The 20497-nt window shown below is 65.0% G+C and carries 17 protein-coding genes; 8 read left to right on the top strand and 9 right to left on the bottom strand.

Annotated features, from left to right (window positions below; translation table 11 throughout):
* The first annotated feature begins 1 nt into the window (after position 1).
* The 3 genes from egtB (at position 2) to selD (ending at position 4589) form a co-directional block, all read left to right on the top strand.
* A complete protein-coding gene (gene egtB, locus H6955_07640) occupies positions 2 to 1285 on the top strand; it encodes an ergothioneine biosynthesis protein EgtB (GenBank protein ID MCP5313413.1) in 1284 nt (427 codons plus the stop codon).
* Positions 1286 to 1366: 81 nt separating this feature from the next.
* Positions 1367 to 2341: an L-histidine N(alpha)-methyltransferase gene (egtD, locus tag H6955_07645; GenBank protein MCP5313414.1), complete on the top strand. Its 975-nt coding sequence runs from the start codon at positions 1367 to 1369 to the stop codon at positions 2339 to 2341.
* Positions 2331 to 4589, top strand: coding sequence for a selenide, water dikinase SelD (gene selD, locus H6955_07650; GenBank protein ID MCP5313415.1), 2259 nt, complete (start codon positions 2331 to 2333; stop codon positions 4587 to 4589). The genes egtD and selD overlap by 11 nt, the downstream gene beginning before the upstream one ends.
* Before the next feature lie 142 nt (positions 4590 to 4731).
* On the opposite strand, the gene H6955_07655 is transcribed toward selD, so the two are convergent.
* From H6955_07655 to ald, 6 genes are all read right to left on the bottom strand, one after another.
* A complete protein-coding gene (locus H6955_07655; protein MCP5313416.1) occupies positions 4732 to 5709 on the bottom strand; it encodes a hypothetical protein in 978 nt (325 codons plus the stop codon).
* Between the two features lie 115 nt (positions 5710 to 5824).
* Complete coding sequence (locus H6955_07660) at positions 5825 to 7030, bottom strand: ABC transporter permease (protein MCP5313417.1); 1206 nt, start codon at positions 7028 to 7030, stop codon at positions 5825 to 5827.
* Positions 7030 to 7749 (bottom strand): ABC transporter ATP-binding protein, encoded by a 720-nt coding sequence (locus H6955_07665; GenBank protein ID MCP5313418.1) that lies wholly within the window; start codon positions 7747 to 7749, stop codon positions 7030 to 7032. Before H6955_07665 ends, H6955_07660 begins: the two co-directional genes overlap by 1 nt.
* 7 nt (positions 7750 to 7756) lie before the next feature.
* Positions 7757 to 9058, bottom strand: a complete 1302-nt coding sequence (locus tag H6955_07670; GenBank protein ID MCP5313419.1) for an efflux RND transporter periplasmic adaptor subunit — start codon at positions 9056 to 9058, stop codon at positions 7757 to 7759.
* Positions 9059 to 9399: 341 nt separating this feature from the next.
* Positions 9400 to 10665 (bottom strand): adenosylhomocysteinase, encoded by a 1266-nt coding sequence (locus H6955_07675; protein ID MCP5313420.1) that lies wholly within the window; start codon positions 10663 to 10665, stop codon positions 9400 to 9402.
* A gap of 139 nt (positions 10666 to 10804) precedes the next feature.
* Complete coding sequence (gene ald, locus H6955_07680; GenBank protein ID MCP5313421.1) at positions 10805 to 11914, bottom strand: alanine dehydrogenase; 1110 nt, start codon at positions 11912 to 11914, stop codon at positions 10805 to 10807.
* A gap of 293 nt (positions 11915 to 12207) precedes the next feature.
* On the opposite strand from ald, the gene H6955_07685 reads away from it, so the two are divergent.
* The 3 genes from H6955_07685 to soxA all read left to right on the top strand — a co-directional run bounded on the left by H6955_07685 (position 12208) and on the right by soxA (position 14290).
* A complete protein-coding gene (locus H6955_07685) occupies positions 12208 to 12747 on the top strand; it encodes a hypothetical protein (protein ID MCP5313422.1) in 540 nt (179 codons plus the stop codon).
* A gap of 326 nt (positions 12748 to 13073) precedes the next feature.
* A complete protein-coding gene (soxX, locus tag H6955_07690; protein MCP5313423.1) occupies positions 13074 to 13517 on the top strand; it encodes a sulfur oxidation c-type cytochrome SoxX in 444 nt (147 codons plus the stop codon).
* Positions 13518 to 13522: 5 nt separating this feature from the next.
* Entirely contained in the window at positions 13523 to 14290 is a 768-nt protein-coding gene (gene soxA, locus H6955_07695) for a sulfur oxidation c-type cytochrome SoxA (protein ID MCP5313424.1), read from the top strand.
* A gap of 22 nt (positions 14291 to 14312) precedes the next feature.
* On the opposite strand, the gene H6955_07700 is transcribed toward soxA, so the two are convergent.
* From H6955_07700 to H6955_07710, 3 genes are all read right to left on the bottom strand, one after another.
* Positions 14313 to 15668, bottom strand: coding sequence for an NAD(P)/FAD-dependent oxidoreductase (locus tag H6955_07700; GenBank protein ID MCP5313425.1), 1356 nt, complete (start codon positions 15666 to 15668; stop codon positions 14313 to 14315).
* Positions 15669 to 15677: 9 nt separating this feature from the next.
* A complete protein-coding gene (locus H6955_07705) occupies positions 15678 to 16370 on the bottom strand; it encodes a c-type cytochrome (GenBank protein ID MCP5313426.1) in 693 nt (230 codons plus the stop codon).
* 369 nt (positions 16371 to 16739) lie between these two features.
* Positions 16740 to 18068, bottom strand: a complete 1329-nt coding sequence (locus H6955_07710; protein ID MCP5313427.1) for an OFA family MFS transporter — start codon at positions 18066 to 18068, stop codon at positions 16740 to 16742.
* A gap of 298 nt (positions 18069 to 18366) precedes the next feature.
* Here H6955_07710 and hemG point away from each other — a divergent pair, with 298 nt between their 5' ends.
* Together hemG and H6955_07720 are read left to right on the top strand one after the other, a co-directional pair.
* On the top strand, positions 18367 to 18897 hold the full coding sequence (hemG, locus tag H6955_07715) for a menaquinone-dependent protoporphyrinogen IX dehydrogenase (protein MCP5313428.1): 531 nt from the start codon (positions 18367 to 18369) through the stop codon (positions 18895 to 18897).
* Positions 18898 to 19075: 178 nt separating this feature from the next.
* Positions 19076 to 20128, top strand: coding sequence for a DMT family transporter (locus H6955_07720; protein ID MCP5313429.1), 1053 nt, complete (start codon positions 19076 to 19078; stop codon positions 20126 to 20128).
* Positions 20129 to 20497 lie beyond the last annotated feature (369 nt).

The following is a 20497-nucleotide window of genomic DNA, read 5'->3' on the forward strand; positions in this document are numbered from 1 at the left end:
TATGTCGCAGCGCCTCATCGACAGCATGGAAGACGCCCGCCAGCGCACGCTCGCGCTCGTCGAGGGGCTGGATGCGGCGCAGCTGATGGGGCCAAGGCTGCCAATCGTGAACCCGCTACGCTGGGAGATCGGGCACACCGCCTACTTCTACGAGTACTGGATACTGCGCCGGCACCTGGGCCTCGAGCCCGTCTTCGAATCGGTCGACGGCCTCTACGATTCCATCACGATTGCCCACGATGACCGCTGGGACCTGCCGCTGCCCGGCCTGGACGAGACCCTGTCGTACATGCGCGAGGTACACGACCGGGTGCGCCGCCATGTCGAGCAGGATGGCCCCGACCCGAGGCGTGACTACCTGCTCGAGTACGCGATCTACCACGAGGACATGCACACCGAGGCATTCACCTACACGCGCCAGACGCTCGAATACCCGACACCGGACATCGGCGGTACGGCCGCCGCGGAGTGGTTGCAGGGCCGGCTGGCGGGGGACGCGCAGATCCCCGGCGGGACCTTCATGCTCGGCGCCACGCCTCAAGAGGGCTTCGTGTTCGACAACGAGAAATGGGCCCACCCGGTCGAGGTGCGACCCTTCGCGATCGCCCGCGCGGCGGTCAGCAATGCCGAGTACGCGGCCTTCGTGGACGCCGACGGTTACCGGGATGCGCGGTTCTGGGACGAGGCGGGTCTGGCCTGGCTACAGCACTCCGGGCTGGACTGCCCGCGCTACTGGCGACGTGTCGGCGGCCGTTGGGAGCTGCGACGTTTCGACCGCTGGGAGACACTGCAGCCCGATGCCGCCGTGATCCATGTGTGCTGGCACGAGGCCCGCGCCTACTGCCGTTGGGCCGGGCGGCGTCTGCCGACCGAACTGGAATGGGAGGTCGCCGCGGCGGGCCAGCCGGACGGCCATGGCGGTCTGTCAGACGACAAACGGCACTATCCCTGGGGCGACGCGATGCCTGCGCCGCACCTGGCCAACCTGGACGGCCGCGCGCTCGGGACCATCGCGGTCGGCGCGCTGCCGGCAGGCGACAGTGCATTCGGCTGCCGACAGATGATCGGCAATGCCTGGGAGTGGACCGAGGATACCTTTCTCCCCTACCCGGGTTTCACACCCGACATGTACCAGGACTATTCCCAGCCGCTGTTCGGCAACACCAAGGTATTGCGCGGCGGGGCCTGGACCACCCGCGGGCGCATGATCCGCAATACCTGGCGCACCTACTACGGCGCCGAGCGCAACGACGTCTTTGCCGGCTTCCGCACCTGCGCGTTGTAGGTCGATGAACGACGACGCCCTTTCGCCGCGACAGACCGAGTCGGGTACCCGGCCGCATCACCCCCGGCGGGAGACATCCGCATGAGCAGGGCTTCGGTCAGTTTCCACGATCTTCGCCCGACCGCCGACGACCTGGCGGCAGACGTGCTGGCCGGGTTGTCGCGCACGCACAAATCGATCCCGCCCAAGTACTTCTACGATACCGAGGGATCACGGCTATTCGACGCGATCACCGAATTGCCCGAGTACTACCCCACGCGCACCGAGACGGCGATGCTGCGTGCCTATGCGGACGAGATCGCCGCGAGGGCCGGCACCGGGCATCTGCTGGTCGAGCCCGGCAGTGGCAGTTGCACCAAGGCACGCATCCTGTTCGAGGGCCTGCAGCCCTGTGCCTATGTACCCATGGATATCGCGCGCGATCACCTGCGCATGGCGGCGCAGCAGGTCGCCGGCGAATTCCCCTGGCTGGAAGTGCATGCGGCCTGCACCGATTTCACCCGTCTGATGACACTGCCGCCGGACAGCCCGGAAGGCCGGCGCCTGGCGTTCTTCCCGGGGTCGAGTATCGGCAACTTCGATCCGGAGGACGCAGTCGATTTCCTCGGCATGATCGCCGACATGGTGGGCCCGGGCGGTCAGCTGCTGATCGGCGTGGACCTGAAAAAGGACAGGGCGGTACTGGAGGCGGCCTACGACGACGCCCAGGGCGTCACCGCGGCGTTCAACCTGAACCTGCTCGCACGGATCAACCGCGAACTGGGTGCCGATTTCGATCTCTGCCGGTGGCGGCACAAGGCCCTGTACAACGAGGCCGAGGGTCGCATCGAGATGCACCTGGTCTCTCGCGTGGCGCAGCAGGTGACCGTGCGGGGCCACAGCTTCCACTTTGCCGGGGGCGAGACCATCCACACCGAGAACTCGTACAAGTACAGCGTCGCGGAGTTCCGCGCCCTGGCCGCAAGGGCCGGCTTCACCACCGACACCGTCTGGGTGGATGCCGACCGGCTGTTCAGCCTCCACCTGCTGCAGACCGGGGGCGCCGATGCAGACTGATGTCCCGGTCATCAAGGACATCGTGCTGGTCGGCGGCGGCCACGCGCATGTCTCGGTACTGCGCATGTTCGGCATGAAACCCCTGCCGGGTGTCCGCCTGACCCTGATCACCCGCGACATCCAGACGCCCTACTCGGGCATGCTGCCGGGCCTGATCGCCGGTCACTACGACTGTGACGACGTGCATATCGACCTCGGGCCGCTGGCACGTTTCGCCGGCGCACGGCTGTACCACGGCGAGGTCGAGGGGCTGGATCTCAACGAGCGCCTGGTCCATGTCCCAGGCCGCCCGCCCGTGCCCTATGACCTGTTGTCGATCAACACCGGCTCCCGTCCGCGCACCCTCGACGTGCCGGGTGCGCTCGAACACGCCCTGCCGGTCAAGCCGATCGACCGCTGGCTGCGCGACTGGGAGGGCTTGCAGGCGCGGGTACTGGGCAGCCGGGGAGCGTTCCGCGTACTGGTCGTGGGCGGCGGTGCCGGTGGCGTGGAACTGGCACTGTCCACCCAGCATCGCCTGACCGGCCTGCTGCGCGACCGGGGCGACGATGTGGCACGTCTGCACTATGCGCTGGTCACGGACGGTCCGGAGATCTTCTCCACCCACAACGCCGGCGTGCGCCGCCGCTTCCGGCGCGTGCTGGGTGAGCGCGGGATCGGTATCCACCTCGACAGCAAGGTGGTCGCCGTCGAACCCGCCGGCGTGCACATCGAAGGCGGCGCCTTTCTCCCCGCCGATGCGGTGCTCTGGGTCACCAACGCCGCGGCGCCGGCGTGGCCCGGGCAGTCGGGACTCGCGGTCGATGCCGAGGGCTTTGTCGCCGTCGACCCTACACTGCGCTCGATCTCCCACGCGGAGGTGTTTGCGGCCGGTGACGTGGCCAGCATGCCCGATCCACGGCCCAAGTCCGGGGTGTTCGCGGTGCGCCAGGGCCCCGTCCTGGCCGAGAACCTGCGCCGCGCGGCGGCCGGTCGCCCCCTCAGGCCCTATCGTCCGCAGAAAAACTTCCTCGGCCTGATCAGCACCGGTGACGCCTATGCGGTGGCCTCGCGCGGCAACTGGTCCTGGGAGGGCCGACTGCTGTGGACCTGGAAGGACTGGATCGATCGTCGCTTCATGCGACGGTTCAACGAACTGCCGGAGATGGCGCACGACACCGGACCGGACCTGGCCGGCATCGCCGATGCAGACGCGATCCGCGAGCTCTCCACGCTGGCGATGCGTTGCGGTGGGTGCGGCGCCAAGGTCGGCAGCACCGTGCTCAGCCGGGTGATCAACCGGCTGCCGCCGCAGCGCCGCGACGATGTGCTGATCGGCCTGGACTCACCCGACGACGCGGCGGTCTTCGAGGTACCCCCGGGCCGGTTGATGGTGCAGAGCGTGGACTACTTCCGTGCCTTCATCGACGACCCGTACACCTTCGGGCGCATTGCCGCCAACCACGCCCTCGGCGACCTCTTCGCGATGGGTGCCGAGGCGCAATCCGCACTGGCCATCGCGACGGTGCCCTATGGCCGGGAACGCATCGTCGAGCAGACGCTGGCGGATCTGATCGGCGGCGCCCTGGATACCCTGGCACCGACCGGGGCCGTGCTCGCGGGTGGCCATTCCAGCGAGGGTGCCGAACTGGCCTTCGGCCTGACGGTCAACGGATTGATCGCGAGAGACACCCTGTTACGCAAGGGCGGCATGCGGGCCGGCGACGTCCTGATCCTGACCAAACCGATCGGCACCGGTACGCTGTTTGCCGCGGACATGCGCGGCAAGGCCAGGGGCCCCTGGGTGGATGGCGCGATACAGTCGATGCTGGTCTCCAACCAGGGGGCGGCCTCAGAGCTGCACCGATGGGGGGCGACCGCCTGTACCGATGTCACCGGGTTCGGCGTGCTCGGACATCTGGTCGAGATGACCCGCGCCTCGGAGGTCGACGTGCGACTCGAACTCCAGGCCATACCGCTGCTCGAAGGCGCCGAGCAGACCGTCGCCGCTGGGATACTCTCGTCGCTGCAGCCACAGAACCTGCGCCTGCGCCGGGCGGTGCGCAACCCGGACACCCTGAGCACCCAGCCGCGTTATCCGCTGTTGTTCGACCCGCAGACGGCGGGCGGGCTCCTGGCGTCGGTCTCTGCGGACAAGGCATCCGCGTGTCTGGACGCATTGCACCGATCGGGCTACCCGCACGCCGCGGTCATCGGCCGGGTCGAGCACCGCTCGACGGCGGCGGCCCCGATCGACGTCGTCCCTTAGCGCCTGACGATCGGCGGCGTCGATCCCCGGCTGCGCAATGCGCGGCGGGAGGGCGCCGATCCGCCGGGGTCGCACGGCAACGGCCAGGCCAGCACGCACCGGTCTGCGCAGTCGCCGCCGGGAGACGCCCGCAGCAACCCATTCACCAGTTCGAAGGCGCGTAGTTTTCCAGCCGCTCGTAATACTCGCCCTGCTGGGTGTTCAGATTCGGATCCCAGAGCGGGTCGTTGGTGCGCACGGACATCCCGGGATCGTTCGGATTGACGTAGTTGTAATCGTAATAGCCGTCGGCCTCGTAGCGGGCGCCCGTCGCCGGATTGATCAGCTGCTGCCTCTCGTGTATCGCGCTGACGGTGCCTTGCTGCATCCGCTCGGCTGCGGCGCTCCGATCACGGTAGGCGTTGTAGCTCTGGTCCAGCGCATCCATATTGTTTTGATGAATACGCCGCTGGGTGCTGTAGAAGGCATTTTCACGCGCGCTGAGGTTGCCTTCGAACTGGACCGTCTGAGCGTTTGCCAGCTGCACCCATTGCTCGTCGTATCGGTAGGAGTTGACGAACGCGACGAGCTCGCGACGCAGGCGCCCCAGATCGTCGACGACCGAAGACGGCAGCGTGATGCCATAGGCGTCGACGATCGACATCGGCGCGCCATTGTTCGGAAAAATAGAGATCACGATCGCCGATACGCCGGTTTCGTTCTTGTCCGGGTCTGTGGAATCCAACCCGTAGGTGTAGACCTGCTGTCCGCGCAGGAACAGCAGCGGTGCGTCGCGCTGCAGTCGGTATTGCGATATCTCGGGTATCGCGTAGCGTGCCAGTATCCGCACGTTCGATGCCGAGGTGGCCAGTTGCATCAATTCTTCGAAATACCGGTCGGGATCCACGACGCCCTGCACCGTGCTGACGGTGCGCAGATGGTAGACGATGTTCCCCGGCCCGGCGCAGAAGGCCGTCGGGGCATCCGGAATGGCGACATGGCAATCGAACCCCGTCGGCACATCGACATACGCCGTCACCGTTCCACTCGCCTCCACCGGAACCGTCATGTACTGCTCGGCGGCAACTGCCGAACCGGCAAACAGGGACAGTGACAGCAACGCGATATTGAGCCGATTCATGATTTCACCTCGGGATCAGGGCAGTCGATGAAGTCTAGAGGTCGGTTTTTTTTCGGTCCAGCGCCGACCGCAGGCGTTTTCCATGCGGGTAGAACCGGGAACGGACACCGTCGCGTCATTCGTGCCGCAGTGCGTCGATCGGGTTGAGCCGGGCCGCCTTGCGTGCGGGGAAATAGCCGAACAGCACGCCGATCAGCGCGGAGAACAGGAACGCGATCAGCACGATCGCGGGATCGAACACCAATGGCACCTGCAACAGGCGCGACAGCCCGAAGGCACCGAGCATCGCGAGGATCACGCCGATCACGCCACCGAAACAGGACAATACCATCGCCTCGACCAGGAACTGGATCAACACCTCTTTCTCGCGCGCACCGATCGCCAGCCGGATGCCGATCTCGCGCGTACGCTCGGTGACCGACACCAGCATGATGTTCATGATGCCGATGCCACCGACCAGCAGGCTGACCGCCGCGACGGCCCCAAGCAGCGCGGTCAGCACCTTGGTCGTGCCGGTGAGCATCTTTGCGATCTCCTCGAGGTCCCGGACCGAGAAATCGTCGTCCTCGGCGGCCGCTATATGCCGGCGCTTGCGCAGCAGGCGCGTGATGTCCTGTGCGGTCTGCGCGGCGGCATCGCCGTTCTGCAGCGACACCTGGATCAGGTTGACATCCTGGTTGCCGGCGATGCGACGTTGAAAGGTGCGCAGCGGCACAAGGATCAGGTCATCCTGGTCGCTTCCCATCGTCGACTGTCCCTTGGCCGCGAGCACGCCCTCGACCTGGCACGAGAACTTCTCGAGTCGCACCTTGCTGCCCAGCGGGTCCTGTGTGCCGAACAACTCCTTGACGACGGTCGCGCCAAGCACGCACACCGCCCTGCCGGCGTGCAGCTCGACGTCGCTGAAGCGGCGGCCGGCAGCGATCTGCCAGTTGGCGACGTCGAAATATCGGTTGTCCATACCGGTCGCCCGCGTGGACCAGTTCTTGTTGCCGACAACGGCAGTGATCGCCTTGGTCGCCGAGGGTGCCACGCTGGCGATGTTGCCCACCTCGCGGGCCACCGCCTCGGCATCGGCGGCTTCGAACGCCGGGGCGGAGGAACGCTGCCCCATGCCGATCCTTTGGCCGGGCGTGATCATCAACAGGTTGCTGCCGAGGCTGGCGATCTGTTCGGTGACCTGGATCGTCGCACCGCGGCCTATGGTCACCATGACGATGACCGCGGCGACCCCGATCACGATACCCAGGATCGTCAGCGACGATCGCAGCATGTTGCGTCGGATCTCGCGCAGCGCCAGCAGCAGCGCATTCCACAGCATCAGACAGGCTCCCCGTTGACGTCGTCGCCGGCCACCCTGCCGTCGACGAACTGCACGATGCGTGTCGCGTAGCCGGCCATCTCGGGTTCGTGAGTCACCATGATCACGGTCAGATCCCGCTCCCGGTTGAACGACTTCAGCAGTTCCATGATCTCGCGGCTGCGCGCCGAATCGAGGTTGCCGGTGGGTTCGTCGGCCAACAGTACGCTGGGCTGCGTGACGATCGCGCGCGCAATGGCGACACGCTGTTGCTGACCGCCCGAGAGTTCGGACGGCGCGTGCCTTTTCCAGGCCTCCAGCCCGACCTGGCGCAGTGCCTCGATCGCCATCGCGTGTCGTCTGGCTGCCGGAATGCCGCGGTAGATCAATGGCAATTCGACGTTCTCCAGCGCCGAGGTCCGGTTCAACAGATTGAACCCCTGGAAGACGAAACCGAGATAGTGACGGCGCAACAGGGCGCGTTGATCGGACGACAGCGCACCCACGTCGACGCCCGCAAAACGATAGGTGCCGGCCGTCGGCACGTCGAGACAACCGAGAATGTTCATGCAGGTCGACTTGCCCGAACCGCTGGGCCCCATGACCGCGAGGAATTCACCGCGCTCGATACGCAGATCGATACCCCGCAGTGCGTGCATCGTCGCGGCACCCCGTCCGTAGACCTTGGTGACACCCCGCAGCTCGATCTGTGCTTGGGTCGCGGTGTTCGGCGGGATCATGGTCCGGCTAGCGTTCCGACTTCGCGATGTCGACCACCAGCGGCGTCCCCGCCCGGATGTCGCCACCGCTGACCGCGGTCCACAGACCGTCGCTGACACCGGTCTTCACCGCTGTCGGGACAGGCACGCCGTCGCGCAGGACCCATACGCGCTGTCGGTCGGTAGCGGTCTTCTCCGCCTGCTTTTCCCGCCTGGGTTGAGGCGGACGCGGCATGATCTGGCTCAGCAGGCTGCCCTTGCGGGACTCCGGTGCATTCGTCCGCTTTTCGGGATCGAAGCGCAATGCGGCATTCGGAACCAGCAGCGCATCGGCCAGTCGCTTGACGACGATCTCGGCCGTTGCCGTCATGCCGGGACGCAACAACAGGTCCTTGTTGTCCACGCTGAGCACCGTCTCGTAGGTGATGACCCCGTCGACCTCGTGCGCACCGAAGCGCACCTGGGTGATCTGCGCGGCGAAGGCACGATCGGGAAATGCATCCACCGTGAAGGTGGCGGCCTGTCCCTCGGCAACCTGGCCGACATCGGCCTCGTCCACGTCGACATGCAATTCCATCTGCGACAGGTCCTCGGCCAACTCGAACAGAACCGGCGCCTGCAGCGATGTGGCCACGGTCTGCCCGGGATCGACGGCACGGACCAGGACGATGCCGTTGATCGGCGATCGAATGGCGGCCTTTTCCAGGTTCGTCCGGTCGACCTCGAGCCGGGCGCCGGCCTCGGCGACCTGGGCCGCAGCGCTCGCCTTGGCGGCCAGCGCCCGCTTGTTCGCGGCGCGACTGGTATCCGCCTCGTCCTCACTGCACAGCTTGTTGGCCACCAGCCTGACGCAGCGTTGCAGCTTCACTGCTGTCTCCAGCACCGTGGCCTCGGCCTCTTGGAGTTTGGCCTGTGCGGCCGCTAGGCTCGCCTCCGACTGCAGGACCTGCGCACGCAGTTTGTCGGTGTCGAGCCGGGCCAGGACGTCGCCCGCCTGGACCCGGGTGTTGTAGTCCACCTCGACGCTGGCGACGATGCCGGACAGCTCGCTGCTGACATCCACCTGGTTGGTGGGCTGCAGGTGCCCGGTCGCCGAGATCGTCACGACCAGGTCGCCGCGCCGTGCCTCGCGCGTGAGGTACTCGGGCGCCTGCTGTCCATCCCGCAGCGACCACACCAGGGCGCCAGCCAACGCCAGCGCGATGATGGCCGACACGCCGAGGATCCTCAGCCAACGCGCGCCAGGGCCTTGCGACGCGCGCTCCTGCCCGAGCACCTCGAGTACCGCTGCGGTATCGTCGCGCGGCGACGTATCCGGGTCCGGGATCATCGCAGCTGCACTCCGGTTGCCGATCGCAGCCCGATACACGCCCGGAACCTTCTGCAGGTCCCGCAACATGACAAACCCTTTGCGGGGTACGAACCGGACATCAGTTGACCTTGCACCGGCGCTTCACTTCCGCCGGGCGGCGGTCTCGCGAGCGAATCATCGGCCCTACACCTTGGAGCAGCCTGCAACTAGCCTCTCTCGACCCACCGCACCCGTCAAGCGGCGCACGCCGGCCCCAAGGGTCCGCCGTTCCTCCGCTCCAGCCGGAGGCGCGTCGATGTCCGGCCGTAACCGCCGAATCGGCTGCGCCATCAAACGTCAATGGCCACTGACGACCGTCCTCAGGTCCCCTCCCGCCACGTCGCCAGATAACTCACCTGCTCGTCCGTCAGGGAGTCGATCGCGATACCCATCGCAGCGAGCTTCAGGCGTGCGACCTGCGCATCGATCGCCTGCGGTACCGCATGTACCTGGTTGTCGAGTCGGCCGCGTTCGGCCCAGAGGTAGGCAACGGACAGCGCCTGATTGGCGAAACTCATGTCCATCACCGCCGCCGGATGACCCTCGGCTGCCGCGAGGTTCACCAGGCGCCCGTCCGCCAGCAGGCGAATCCGTCGACCGTCGTCCAACCGGTACTCGGTGACATCCGGACGAGGCCGGTTCTGAGCCACCGCGACCTCCTCGAGCGCCGGGATATTGATCTCGACGTTGAAGTGACCGGAATTGGCGAGCACGCAACCATCCTTCATGACCGCGATGTGTGCGGCATCGACGACGTGCTTGTCGCCGGTCGCGGTGACGATGAAATCGGAACAGGCCGCCGCGACGCTCAACGGCAGCACCCGGTAACCGTCCATCGCCGCCTCCAGCGCGCGCAGCGGATCGACCTCGGTGACGACCACCTGGGCGCCATGCCCCTGGGCACGGCGCGCGATGCCGCGACCGCACCAGCCGTAACCCACGACGGTGAAGGTCTTGCCCGCGATCAGGATGTTGGTTGCCCTGATCACACCGTCGAGGGTGCTCTGGCCGGTACCATAGCGATTATCGAAAAGGTGCTTGGTCATCGCGTCGTTGACCGCGACGATCGGGTATTCGAGTGCCTGCTCGGACGCCATCGCGCGCAGCCGGATAACGCCAGTCGTCGTCTCCTCGGTACCCCCGCAGACGGCGGGCAGCATCTCGCGGCGATTGCGGTGTAATTCGCTGACCAGATCCGCGCCATCATCCAGCGTGATCTGCGGTGATGCGTCGATGACGGCATTGATATGGCGGTAATAGCGTTCCTTGTCTTCACCGCGCACCGCAAACACCGGCACTTGATCATGCGTCACCAGCGCCGCCGCGACGTCGTCCTGGGTGCTCAGCGGATTGCTCGCGCACACGGACACACTGGCACCGCCGGCAGACAGCACGCGCACCAGATTGGCCGTCTCCGTGGTCACATGCAGACAGGCGCCGATGCGCACCCCCTCAAGTGGACGTTCTTCGGCGAAGCGTTCACCGATCTGCCGCAGGACAGGCATTTCCTGCGCGGCCCAGTCGATGCGCCGCATGCCCGACGCAGCCAGTCCCGCATCCTTGATATCGTATTGCGCCACCATCATGGCCCTCCATCATGCGCCGGCGTCCCGTCCCCCGTGTTCCGCGCCGTTCCACAAGGCCCCTGTCCCTGCGGATTGTCGATCGACCGGCAAGCACCGGTGATCGCTCAACGACCGACCGCACAGGACCACCGGCGACCCATCAGGGGATATCCGCGAATGCGCGGTAGTCCGCCTGCATCGAAAGGTCTTCGGCGACCGCGCTGCAGGTGACTTGCCCGGCACAGGTGTTCACACCGCGGGCGAAGGCGGCGTCGTTGCGCAGTGCATCGATACCCTGACCGGCCAGGCGCCGGACATACGGGAGCGTCGCTTCGGTCAGGGCCAGCGTCGAGGTGCGAGGATAGGCCCCCGGCATGTTCGCGACGCAGTAGTGGGTCACGCCGAACACCTGATACACCGGATCGGAGTGCGTGGTCGGGTGTGACGTCTCGACACAGCCACCCTGATCGATACTGACGTCGACGATCACCGAGCCGGGCTGCATGGCCTCGACCATCGCCGATGTCACCAGCCTGGGGGCTTTGGCACCACGGATCAGGACCCCGCCAACGACGAGATCGGCATCGCGCAGCTGTTCGGCGATCGCATCCCTACCCGACTCGACATAGCGCAGCGTCGAAGCAAGCTGCTGCCGCAGTCTCGCTTCCCGCTCCGGATGGCGGCCGATCACGACGACATCGGCGCCGATGCCCGCGGCCGCGTGCGCCGCATGCCGACCGACGGTGCCATCGCCGAGCACGACCACCTTGCCGTAGGAGCGCCCCATGACCTCGCCGAGCAACATACCTTTGCCACCGTTCGACGCAGCCAGATAAAAACCACCGACCGTAACCGCCATGTTGCCGGCCACACCGCTCATCGGTGCCAGCAGCGGCAGGCCGCCATGGTCGTCCTCGACGGTCTCGTAGGCGATCGCCGTGGTCCGCCGATCGAGCAGCGTACGGGTCAGCACCGGCGTCGTGCCGGCCAGATGCAGGTAGGTGAACAATATCTGATCGCGCAGATAGGGATACTCGACCTGCTGCGGCTCCTTCACCTTGACGACGAGGTCGTTGTCCCAGGCCTGTGAGGTGGACACGAGTTCGCCGCCGGCCTGGACGTATTCGTCGTCGCCAAACCCGGAGCCCGTTCCCGCTGCGCGCTCGACGAAGACCCGATGGCCGTCGCCGACCAGGGCGCGCACACCGTCGGGGGTCAGACCGACCCGATTTTCCTTGTCCTTGATCTCTTTGACGAGTCCGACCTTCATCCCGTAACCACGCTGCAGCGAACCTCTCTCGAATTCACTTTAGACACCTGTGCAACCCGCTGCAAAACAACAAATGAAAACAGATGCGGCAAACGCTTGCGCCTGCGTTGCTGCGCGGCATGCCCTATCTGCACCCCGCGCCCCGCCTTGATGGACATCAGTGTCACCCTTTGCGCCTGGTTGTATCGTAGTGACAATTGCCATACGGCCAACGCACGCTGCGCACAGCAAACCTGCGCAAGACGCATGGCGTCGTTGCGGGGTCTGGTTGGTTGCCCCGGAGAGCCATCAGGATGCGCACGAATTCCGGACGCACCTCGTTGTGGGCCCGCAGATCTCTGCTGACGATCATGCTGACGGTTGTGTTCGTACGGCCGCTGTCGGCCGATGGGCTGGCGCCGTATGCCTCACCCTGGCAGACAGCCAGCGGCCTTGGACATGCGCCACAACTGCCCTGGGCAATCGCGCCCTCCGTTGACGGCATGCCCGGTGCCGGGGCAGTTGCCGGATATTGGCCACACTGGGGCAACGCCTGGCAGGCACCACCCTCTTCTGCATTCGGCCGGCGAAGCGATGACGATGCTCAACCGGACCTGACCGGCCATTGGCAGGGTAGCGGTGGCGAGACGGTCGAGATCCGCGGCAATCATGCACGCATCTGGGGTCACGGCCGACAGTCCTGTGAATGCCGGTTTTTTCTGGTCGGGCGGCGTCTGATCGCCTACAGCCCGGACACCGACGTGGTGCGCAAATACTGGTTTCAGGGCGACCGCGGCAGATTCAGCCTGGTCGACGAGGCGAATAATCTGCTGACCTTCTGGCGAACCCGCTGAACATCTGCGACCCGGACGATACGAAGCGACGGGGCTGGCGGTCGTCGGTGATGGGCATCAGCGCCGGCGGCCTGCGACACCGATCTGGTCGATCCGGCCCAGGAGCAGTGCCGGGCTGGCTGGCGCGGCGACCGTCGCGCGGTCGATCACGGACCACCCGGCGGCGGGAAGCCGGACGGCGTCGAGGCCTGCTGCGTCCACTGGTTTACAATCGGGCGTCCCTACCAAGGCAACGCCGACTGCCCATCGCCAGGGTCGTCCGCCGGTCCACAGATGGAGAGCGCATGTACCGAACTCCAACAGCCGCTTTTTTGGCGCTACTCGGTATGACATCGACGGGCATCGCAACCGCCGCCGATCCGGTCGCCCCGGCCATGCCGCCGATCGAACCCTACTGTCAGTGGGAGCAGAGCGACCTCAGGATCGACGAACCCCTGTGCGGTTTGCAGGGCGACGCCAGGCGCGGTCGCGCCATCGCGACCGATGGCAACCGTGGGAACTGTGTCGCCTGCCACAACATGCCTTTCGGCGATGTCGAGGCCTACGGCACCATTGGCCCGTCGCTGGCGGGCATCGGCACACGCTATCCGGAGGGCTACATCCGCTTGCGCGTGGTGGATACCAAGTCCTTCAACCCGGTCTCGATCATGCCCGGCTATTACCGTGATCCGGCCAAGATCCATCGCCCGGCAACGGCATTCCGGGGGCGCACCTTCCTGACGGCCCAGCAGGTCGAGGATGTGATCGCCTTCCTCATGACCATGCAGTGATCGCGATGAACGTCAAGGTACTGATGATTGTCAGTCTGCTCGGCGTAGCGCCGGCCCGGTCCGTGACCGCCGAACCGTTGTCGGGTTATGCGTTCATCAAGGACGAAACCCGCGCCATGCAGGATGACGACTTCGCCAACCCCGGACTGATCGCCGTGGAGACCGGAGCGAAACTGTTCAACACGGCCTTCAGCGCAAGCGGCGAGTCCTGTGCGGACTGTCATGGCGAGGCCGGCGAGAAACTGGACGTGCAGCGGATCGCTGCCTACCCGGTCTACGATGCCGACAACAGGAAGATCGTCTCGCTCCAGGGCCGCATCGCCGCGTGCCGATCGCGTATCGCAGACGATACCCTGCCGGTGAATCATCCCGACCTGATCGCGCTGGAGACCTTTGTCCGGAATCGCGCCAAGGGTGTACCTGTGAGCGTGGATACAAAAGGCGCCGAGATCGAAGACCTGCTCAAGCGTGGGGAAGCGCTCTATCGGACGCGCTACGGACTGATCGACATGTCTTGCCATGTCTGTCACACGGTCTACGCCGGGCAATACGTGCGAGGCCAGAAGATCTCTCAAGGGCAGACCAATGGCTTTCCCGCCTATCGGCTCGGACCGGGCGAGATGGCCAGCCTGAATCTGCGGATCACCCAGTGCATGGACCTGATGCGTGCCGAGCCCTTCCCCTCGGATTCCGAGGAGATGCGGTTACTGGAGTACTACCTGAGCGCCCGCTCCAATGGCCTGCCCATTGAAACGCCCGCCGTGCGTTACTGATTCGACCCCGTCCCCACCTTACTCAACGGTAGAACAGGTCGCGATACATACCCTCGGCCCAGGCCAGACTGGCCTGGCCACCCTGGACATCCCAGGTCTCGATCATGTGGGTACGGTCGAAATCGAACAGCCGGGTCTGCGTGTTGAACCTGTAGTAGGTGATGATGCTCATCGCCTGCAGCGGGTCGATGTCGACCGAGGAAAAGCACATCGTCTGCGGGCTACGCCATGCGACATCCTTGCCCAGTGCGTGACCGGCGATCACCTCCGCCACGTACCTGCCCTCGGAATGAGCCGTGTGTCCGCCCTTGGAAAAGGGTTGGCCGCGTGAGTCACCGGTGACGTAGACGTGCTCGTCCCCGACCACATGGTAGCGAAACGGGTCGGTGTTCGCGGCTTTCTGCGGACTCTCCGGGTTCGCGATGCCGGCCTCCTCGATCAGGCGCGAGGCGCGTATCGGCGGGTAGACGATCGCGTCGTCGAACGGATATTCATCAAACTCGGTGGACAGCGTCTTGTTGTCCAGATCGACACCCGATATCTCCGAGCTCGGCAGGTACTCGATGAAGTCCTTGTACAACTCATCGAAGGCACGGTGGAAGCCGTTCTTCTCTATCTTGATACCGGTATTCATGTCGAGCAGCACAATCTTGGCCCTGACCCGTCGCTTCTTGAACACCGCGGCCAGCATGCAGGCCCGCTCATACGGGGCCGCAGTGCAGCGGTAGTCGCCGTTGGGCACGTTGAGCAGGAAGGTGCCACCCTTGAAGCCCTCGATCTTGTGCTTGATCGTCAGCAGCTCGGAGGCGCTCACGAAGCCCCCGGGGTAGCGCTGGAACAGCAGCTCCTGCTGTTCCGGATCGTCGACACCGATACGCGCGTAGTCGTAATCGATGCCGGGGGCGAGCACCAGGTACTGGTAGGCGATATGACCGGCATCGGTGTACACCTTGCGTGCTGCGCGGTCGACGCCGAGCACCGTGGCCTGCAGGAAATGGTAGTCATGGTTGTTGGCGGCATCGAAGAAACTGTGACTCAGAAAGTCCAGTTGGATCTGGTCCGCCAGCCATGAATTGCTCAGAGGAAACGAGACGAACGACGGATGCTTGTCGATCAGCAGCACGTCGAAGGCGGGATTGTGGCGCTTGAGATACTTGGCAATGGTCAGCCCCGACCAGCCGCCCCCGACGATCACCACGCGCGCGCCCTTGGGACGCGGTAACGGCGCCTCGCGCAGCAGCTTGGCAAATGCTGGGGGGCAATCGCCGACGGGGGCCGCTTCTTGCGCCCTAGCGACGGAGCCCGCGCCGCTCGCGGCCAGGGACAGCCCGGTGAACTGCAGGAAGCGCCGTCGGGTGAAGTGTTTTTCTTCGGTCATAGGTTCACCTTACTCGAAGTCGGGGTTGCGCCATTCCGAGCTGGGAGCCAGGTCTTCTTTGGGGACCGGCAGATAGGAGATGTAGTTCAGCACCCGTTCCAGATCATCGGCGGAGAGCGCCTTGAGAATAGCGGCCATCGCCGGGGCCACTTCGCGCAGCCCCTCGCGCACCTGAAGCGCCTGACGTTTCATGTAGCTGAAGTGTTGACCCTGCAGGCGGGGATGATAGGCGGCGTTGTCGCCCTCACCGGACACACCGTGGCAGCCGCTGCAGTGGGTTTGGTAGAGCTTCATACCTTCCTTGTACTCCGGGCTACCCTCGGGCCAGGGCCCCTGCGAGTGACGCGGAGCCATCGGCAGCGTCGATATGTATACCACCACGTCGACCAGGTTCTGGTAGCCGCCGATCGTACGCTCCTGCACGAAAGGCAGCATGGTGGGGTTTTCGCGGTGACCCCGACGGATATCCAGCAGCTGCTTCATCAGCACGTTGATGTGCTGACCGGCGAGTTGTGGGTAATTGCCCTCATTGTCGCCCCAGGCCTCGGGGAGGTGGCAGCGTGCGCAGATCTCGAACAGGTAGCGGCCGTTTACGGGGTCGGGCTCGAACTCCAGCACCACCTTGACGGGTTCCATCGCGTGCGAGGCACAGCCGACAAACGCGAGTAACAGGCCGCCGAGACGTTTGAGGTAATCAGGCATCATCTGACTCATGTCGCATTGGTGCTCTGTCGACGACAGTTACCCGGATACGGCCTTGGGAGACGGTCTGGTACAGCGCTTGGTGTTCCTTGTTGCCAGGATACACACAAGTTCAGACGCTGACAGCCTCACCCCTGCCGCCTGATGTGGCTGTCGATGGCACTGGACAGATGACACGCGGCCGGTCGGATGGGACGGTGCTGCACCCCGCCGCGATCACCGGGCGCCCCCCCGGCGCAAGCCCGTCCAGCCACAGCGCACCCCGCCATGTCGTCGGTTGGCCCGACAGGTTTGGCTCGCGTTATCCTCGAAGCCGAACAGGTGCCGGAGATCTACCGGCGAGGCCGTCGCCAGCGTGAAGCATGCAGATCAGCCATGCTGGGCCAGCATCCGTGGGTCGCGTTTCGGACGTTCCGAGAACGTAATGATCGCGGTTGCGACGAGGCAGGCGGTACCGGCAATGATGAAGGGCGTCATCCATACGACGGGTATGGCCGCCCCCTGCGCTGCATCCTTGAAATGGCCCGCCAGCAATGGCCCGGCGATGCCGGCGATGCCGTAGGCCGTGAAGACCCAGCCATAGTTGGTACCCACGTTGCGATTACCGAAGTAATCGGCCGTGGCGGCGGGAAAAAGCGCAAAATTGCCGCCGAAATTGAAACCGATCAGCGCCGCGACGACGACGAATCCGTGTTCCATGCCGAACGTGATGAACACGTGATAGGTCATCAGCATGGTCGCACCTTGAAGCAGGGTCATCAGCATGATCGCGTGTTTGCGCCCGATGCGGTCGGAAACGCTGCCCCAGGCGATACGCCCAATACCGTTGAAGATCGCGTACCACGCCATCGCGGTACCGGTGATTGCACCGGCATCGAGGATGCCGTGGTGCTGCAGGGCGTCGATGCCGAACAGCTTGATGCAATAGATCACCATCAGCCCGGCCAGTGCCGAGCACATGAAGACCGTCCAAAGCACGTAGAACTGCGGCGAGCGCAACATCTCGCTGGCGCTGTAGTCGGTCGCCCCATGCGCGTTTCCGTCCCTGGGCGCCGATGGCACCCAACCCGAGGGCCGGTAGTCTTCCGGCGGATTCACCATCACGATGCTGCCAAGCAGCACCAACGTTGCGAAGATCACACCGTAGATCAGGAAAACACTCTGCGGGCCCGGCAATCCGCCCAGGCTGACCGTGTTCAGCAGGCCGCCGAACCATGAACCCGCCAACTTCACCCAGATCGTCGCGCCGAAGCCGAACCCGGCCACGGCCAGGCCGGTGATCAACCCCTTGCGATCCGGGAACCATTTGACGCCGACCGCGATCGGCACGACGTATCCGAGTCCGATGCCTGCGCCGCCGATCAGTCCGATGAAAACCAGCTGGCCCCAGAACCCGCTGCCGTACAGACCCGCGAGCACATAGCCGGCACCCAGCAGCAGCCCACCCGCGACAGCCAGCGGGCGAGGCCCGGTGCGCGGCAGCCAGCGCCCCGCGAGGACCATCACGATGGCAAAGGTCGCGAGCCCCGCGGAAAAGACCCAGGCCGTTTCGCTGGCACTGAAGGCATAAGGGCCCGCCGGATCAGTCAGCTCGGCGGTGAACACGGACCAGGCATAGATGGCACCGAGTGCAAGTTGGATGAGAACGGCGCCGACCACGACGAACCAGCGGTTGAGGGGTGTCTTTTTTGCGTGCATCTGATCTGCGTTCCTGGATGCGCTTGCTCCGGTCGGGTGCGATCTCGCGAGTCGCGACAGGCCCGGCGCGCTTGAAGCCTTGCTCATAAGAAATAGCGGCCTGCCGGGCGACAGATTGAATCCTGGGCAATCGCGCGCCGACTGCACGCCCATTGGCGCTTTCGCCAATCACACCCGTACCATCGACGCGCTATCGGATCACCGCGTGCCGTGACCTTGCCTGGTACGGACTGGTCCGAATGGCAGCCGATGTTGCGGGCGTCGTATGATTGGCGTGGAGTCGTCCCTGCAGCACATCATGGCGAGTATCCTGATCCTCTATCAGACCACCGATGGTCACACCCGCAGTATCTGCGCGCGTATTCGGGAGGTCCTCGAATCCGGCGGCCACCGCGTCACCGTGGTGCCGATCGAAACCGCAGACCCCGCCGCACTCGATCGCTTCGACAGGATCGTTGTCGGCGCAAGCATCCGCTATGGCAAACACGCCAGGTCTGTGTACACCTTCATCGAGGCCAACGTGGCGGCACTCGACAGCAGGCCGAATGCATTCTTCTCGGTCAACGCGGTGGCGCGCAAACCGGAACGCAGCACGCCGCAATCCAATCCCTACGTCAAACGCTTCCTTACCCAGATCCCATGGCGACCGAGGCATGTCGAGGTGTTTGCCGGCAAGATCAACTACCCGGCCTACGGTTTCTGGGATCGACTGATCATCCGGCTGATCATGAAAATCACGAAGGGGCCTACGGACCCGAACGCTGTCGTCGAGTTCACCGACTGGCAACAGGTCGAGCGCTTCGCGCACCGCGTCGCCGCCATGGAATGAGATCGACAGGCGGGGAAGGTCGCCTGGCGCGCCCGACAGTGACAGAGCGCCGCGCATCGGTGGATACGTCGACGAGTCACTCCCGGTAGCGCGTCCGACTCGATTGAGTTCTTTCCATGTACCGGGGAAAATCCGAAGGGTCGGTGCTACCGCCAGCCACAGGATCGCCGCCAGCACTATGCGCTACCCGATCGTCGCTGCCCTCGCATCAGCATTGCTTTTTGGTCTCAGCACGCCGGTGGCGAAGATCCTTGTGTCCGAAGTACCCCCGGTCGCGCTGGCAGGACTGCTTTACCTCGGGTCCGGTGCTGGATTGTTGGCCTGGCGGTTTGCACGCAGCCGCCTGTTTCTGCGCCCGGCTGCGCACGAGGTACCGCTTGCGCGCGCCGACTGGCCCTGGTTGGCGGGCGCGATTCTCGCCGGCGGCGTCGTTTCTCCGATATTGCTGCTGTCGGGACTCGAACGGACATCCGGGGCCACGGCGTCGCTGCTGCTCAATCTGGAAGGTGTCTTCACCGCCCTGCTCGCCTGGTTCGTTTTTCACGAGAATGTCGACAGGCGTATCGCGATCGGCTTCACCCTGATCGCCGGCGGGGGCATGCTGCTCTCGTGGGAGGGCGCACCCGAGGGCGGGCTACCACTTGGCGCCCTGGCAATCATCGCGGCCTGTCTGGGTTGGGCTATCGACAACAACCTCACGCAGCGGGTATCTGCCAGCGATCCGGGGCAGATTGCAGGGATCAAGGGACTGGTGGCTGGCAGCGTCAACCTGTTGCTTGCCGTGTCGACCGGTTGGCAGCCCGCGTCCACGGCGGCGTTGGTAGCCGCCCCCGTCCTGGGGCTGTTCGGCTATGGAATCAGCCTCGCGCTGTTCGTCTGGAGCCTGCGCCATCTGGGCACCGCAAGGACCGGCGCATACTTCTCGGTCGCACCTTTTTTCGGCGCAGCCCTGGCATTGCTCATCCTTGCCGAGCGACCCGGCTCAGCCTTCTGGTTGGCCACCGTCATGATGATGATCGGCGTCTGGCTCCACGTCACCGAGCGTCACAGCCATATTCACCACCACGAACATCTCGTTCATGCCCACGTGCACCGGCACGACGAACACCACCAGCACGAGCACGGTGACTCATGGGATGGAACGGAGCCCCATACCCATGAGCACGCCCACGAACCCCTCGTCCACGCACATCCACACTATCCTGATCTGCACCATCGTCACCGCCACTGACCACCCCGGCAGAAGGTCCGGCCAGCGGCGCGTCCGGGTGGGATTCGCCGGCCGTCTTTTCCGATCCAGGGATCGAAGACAGACGTCGTCGACAACGGGAAGGACTCTTCGGACGGCCGGAAACGCCCGCACACTTCCAATGTATTCCGGCAACGACGCCGCACTATGGGCCCCCCGCCCGGTTGCGGCTGAATCAAACGCAGATCGTGAACCGCTGGATCGCGACGACCCAGCGCGACGCGCGGGTCTTCAAGCCCACGACGCGATCGAGCGCCGCAACACCCGCCTGCAGTGCCGTCCTCGTAGATGAACACCGTCGAGAACATAGGCAAACATCTATAGCAAGGCTTTGCTTTGTCGAATGGTCCC

It is taken from the genome of Chromatiaceae bacterium (assembly GCA_024235395.1).
GTDB lineage: Bacteria > Pseudomonadota > Gammaproteobacteria > Chromatiales > Chromatiaceae > Thiosocius.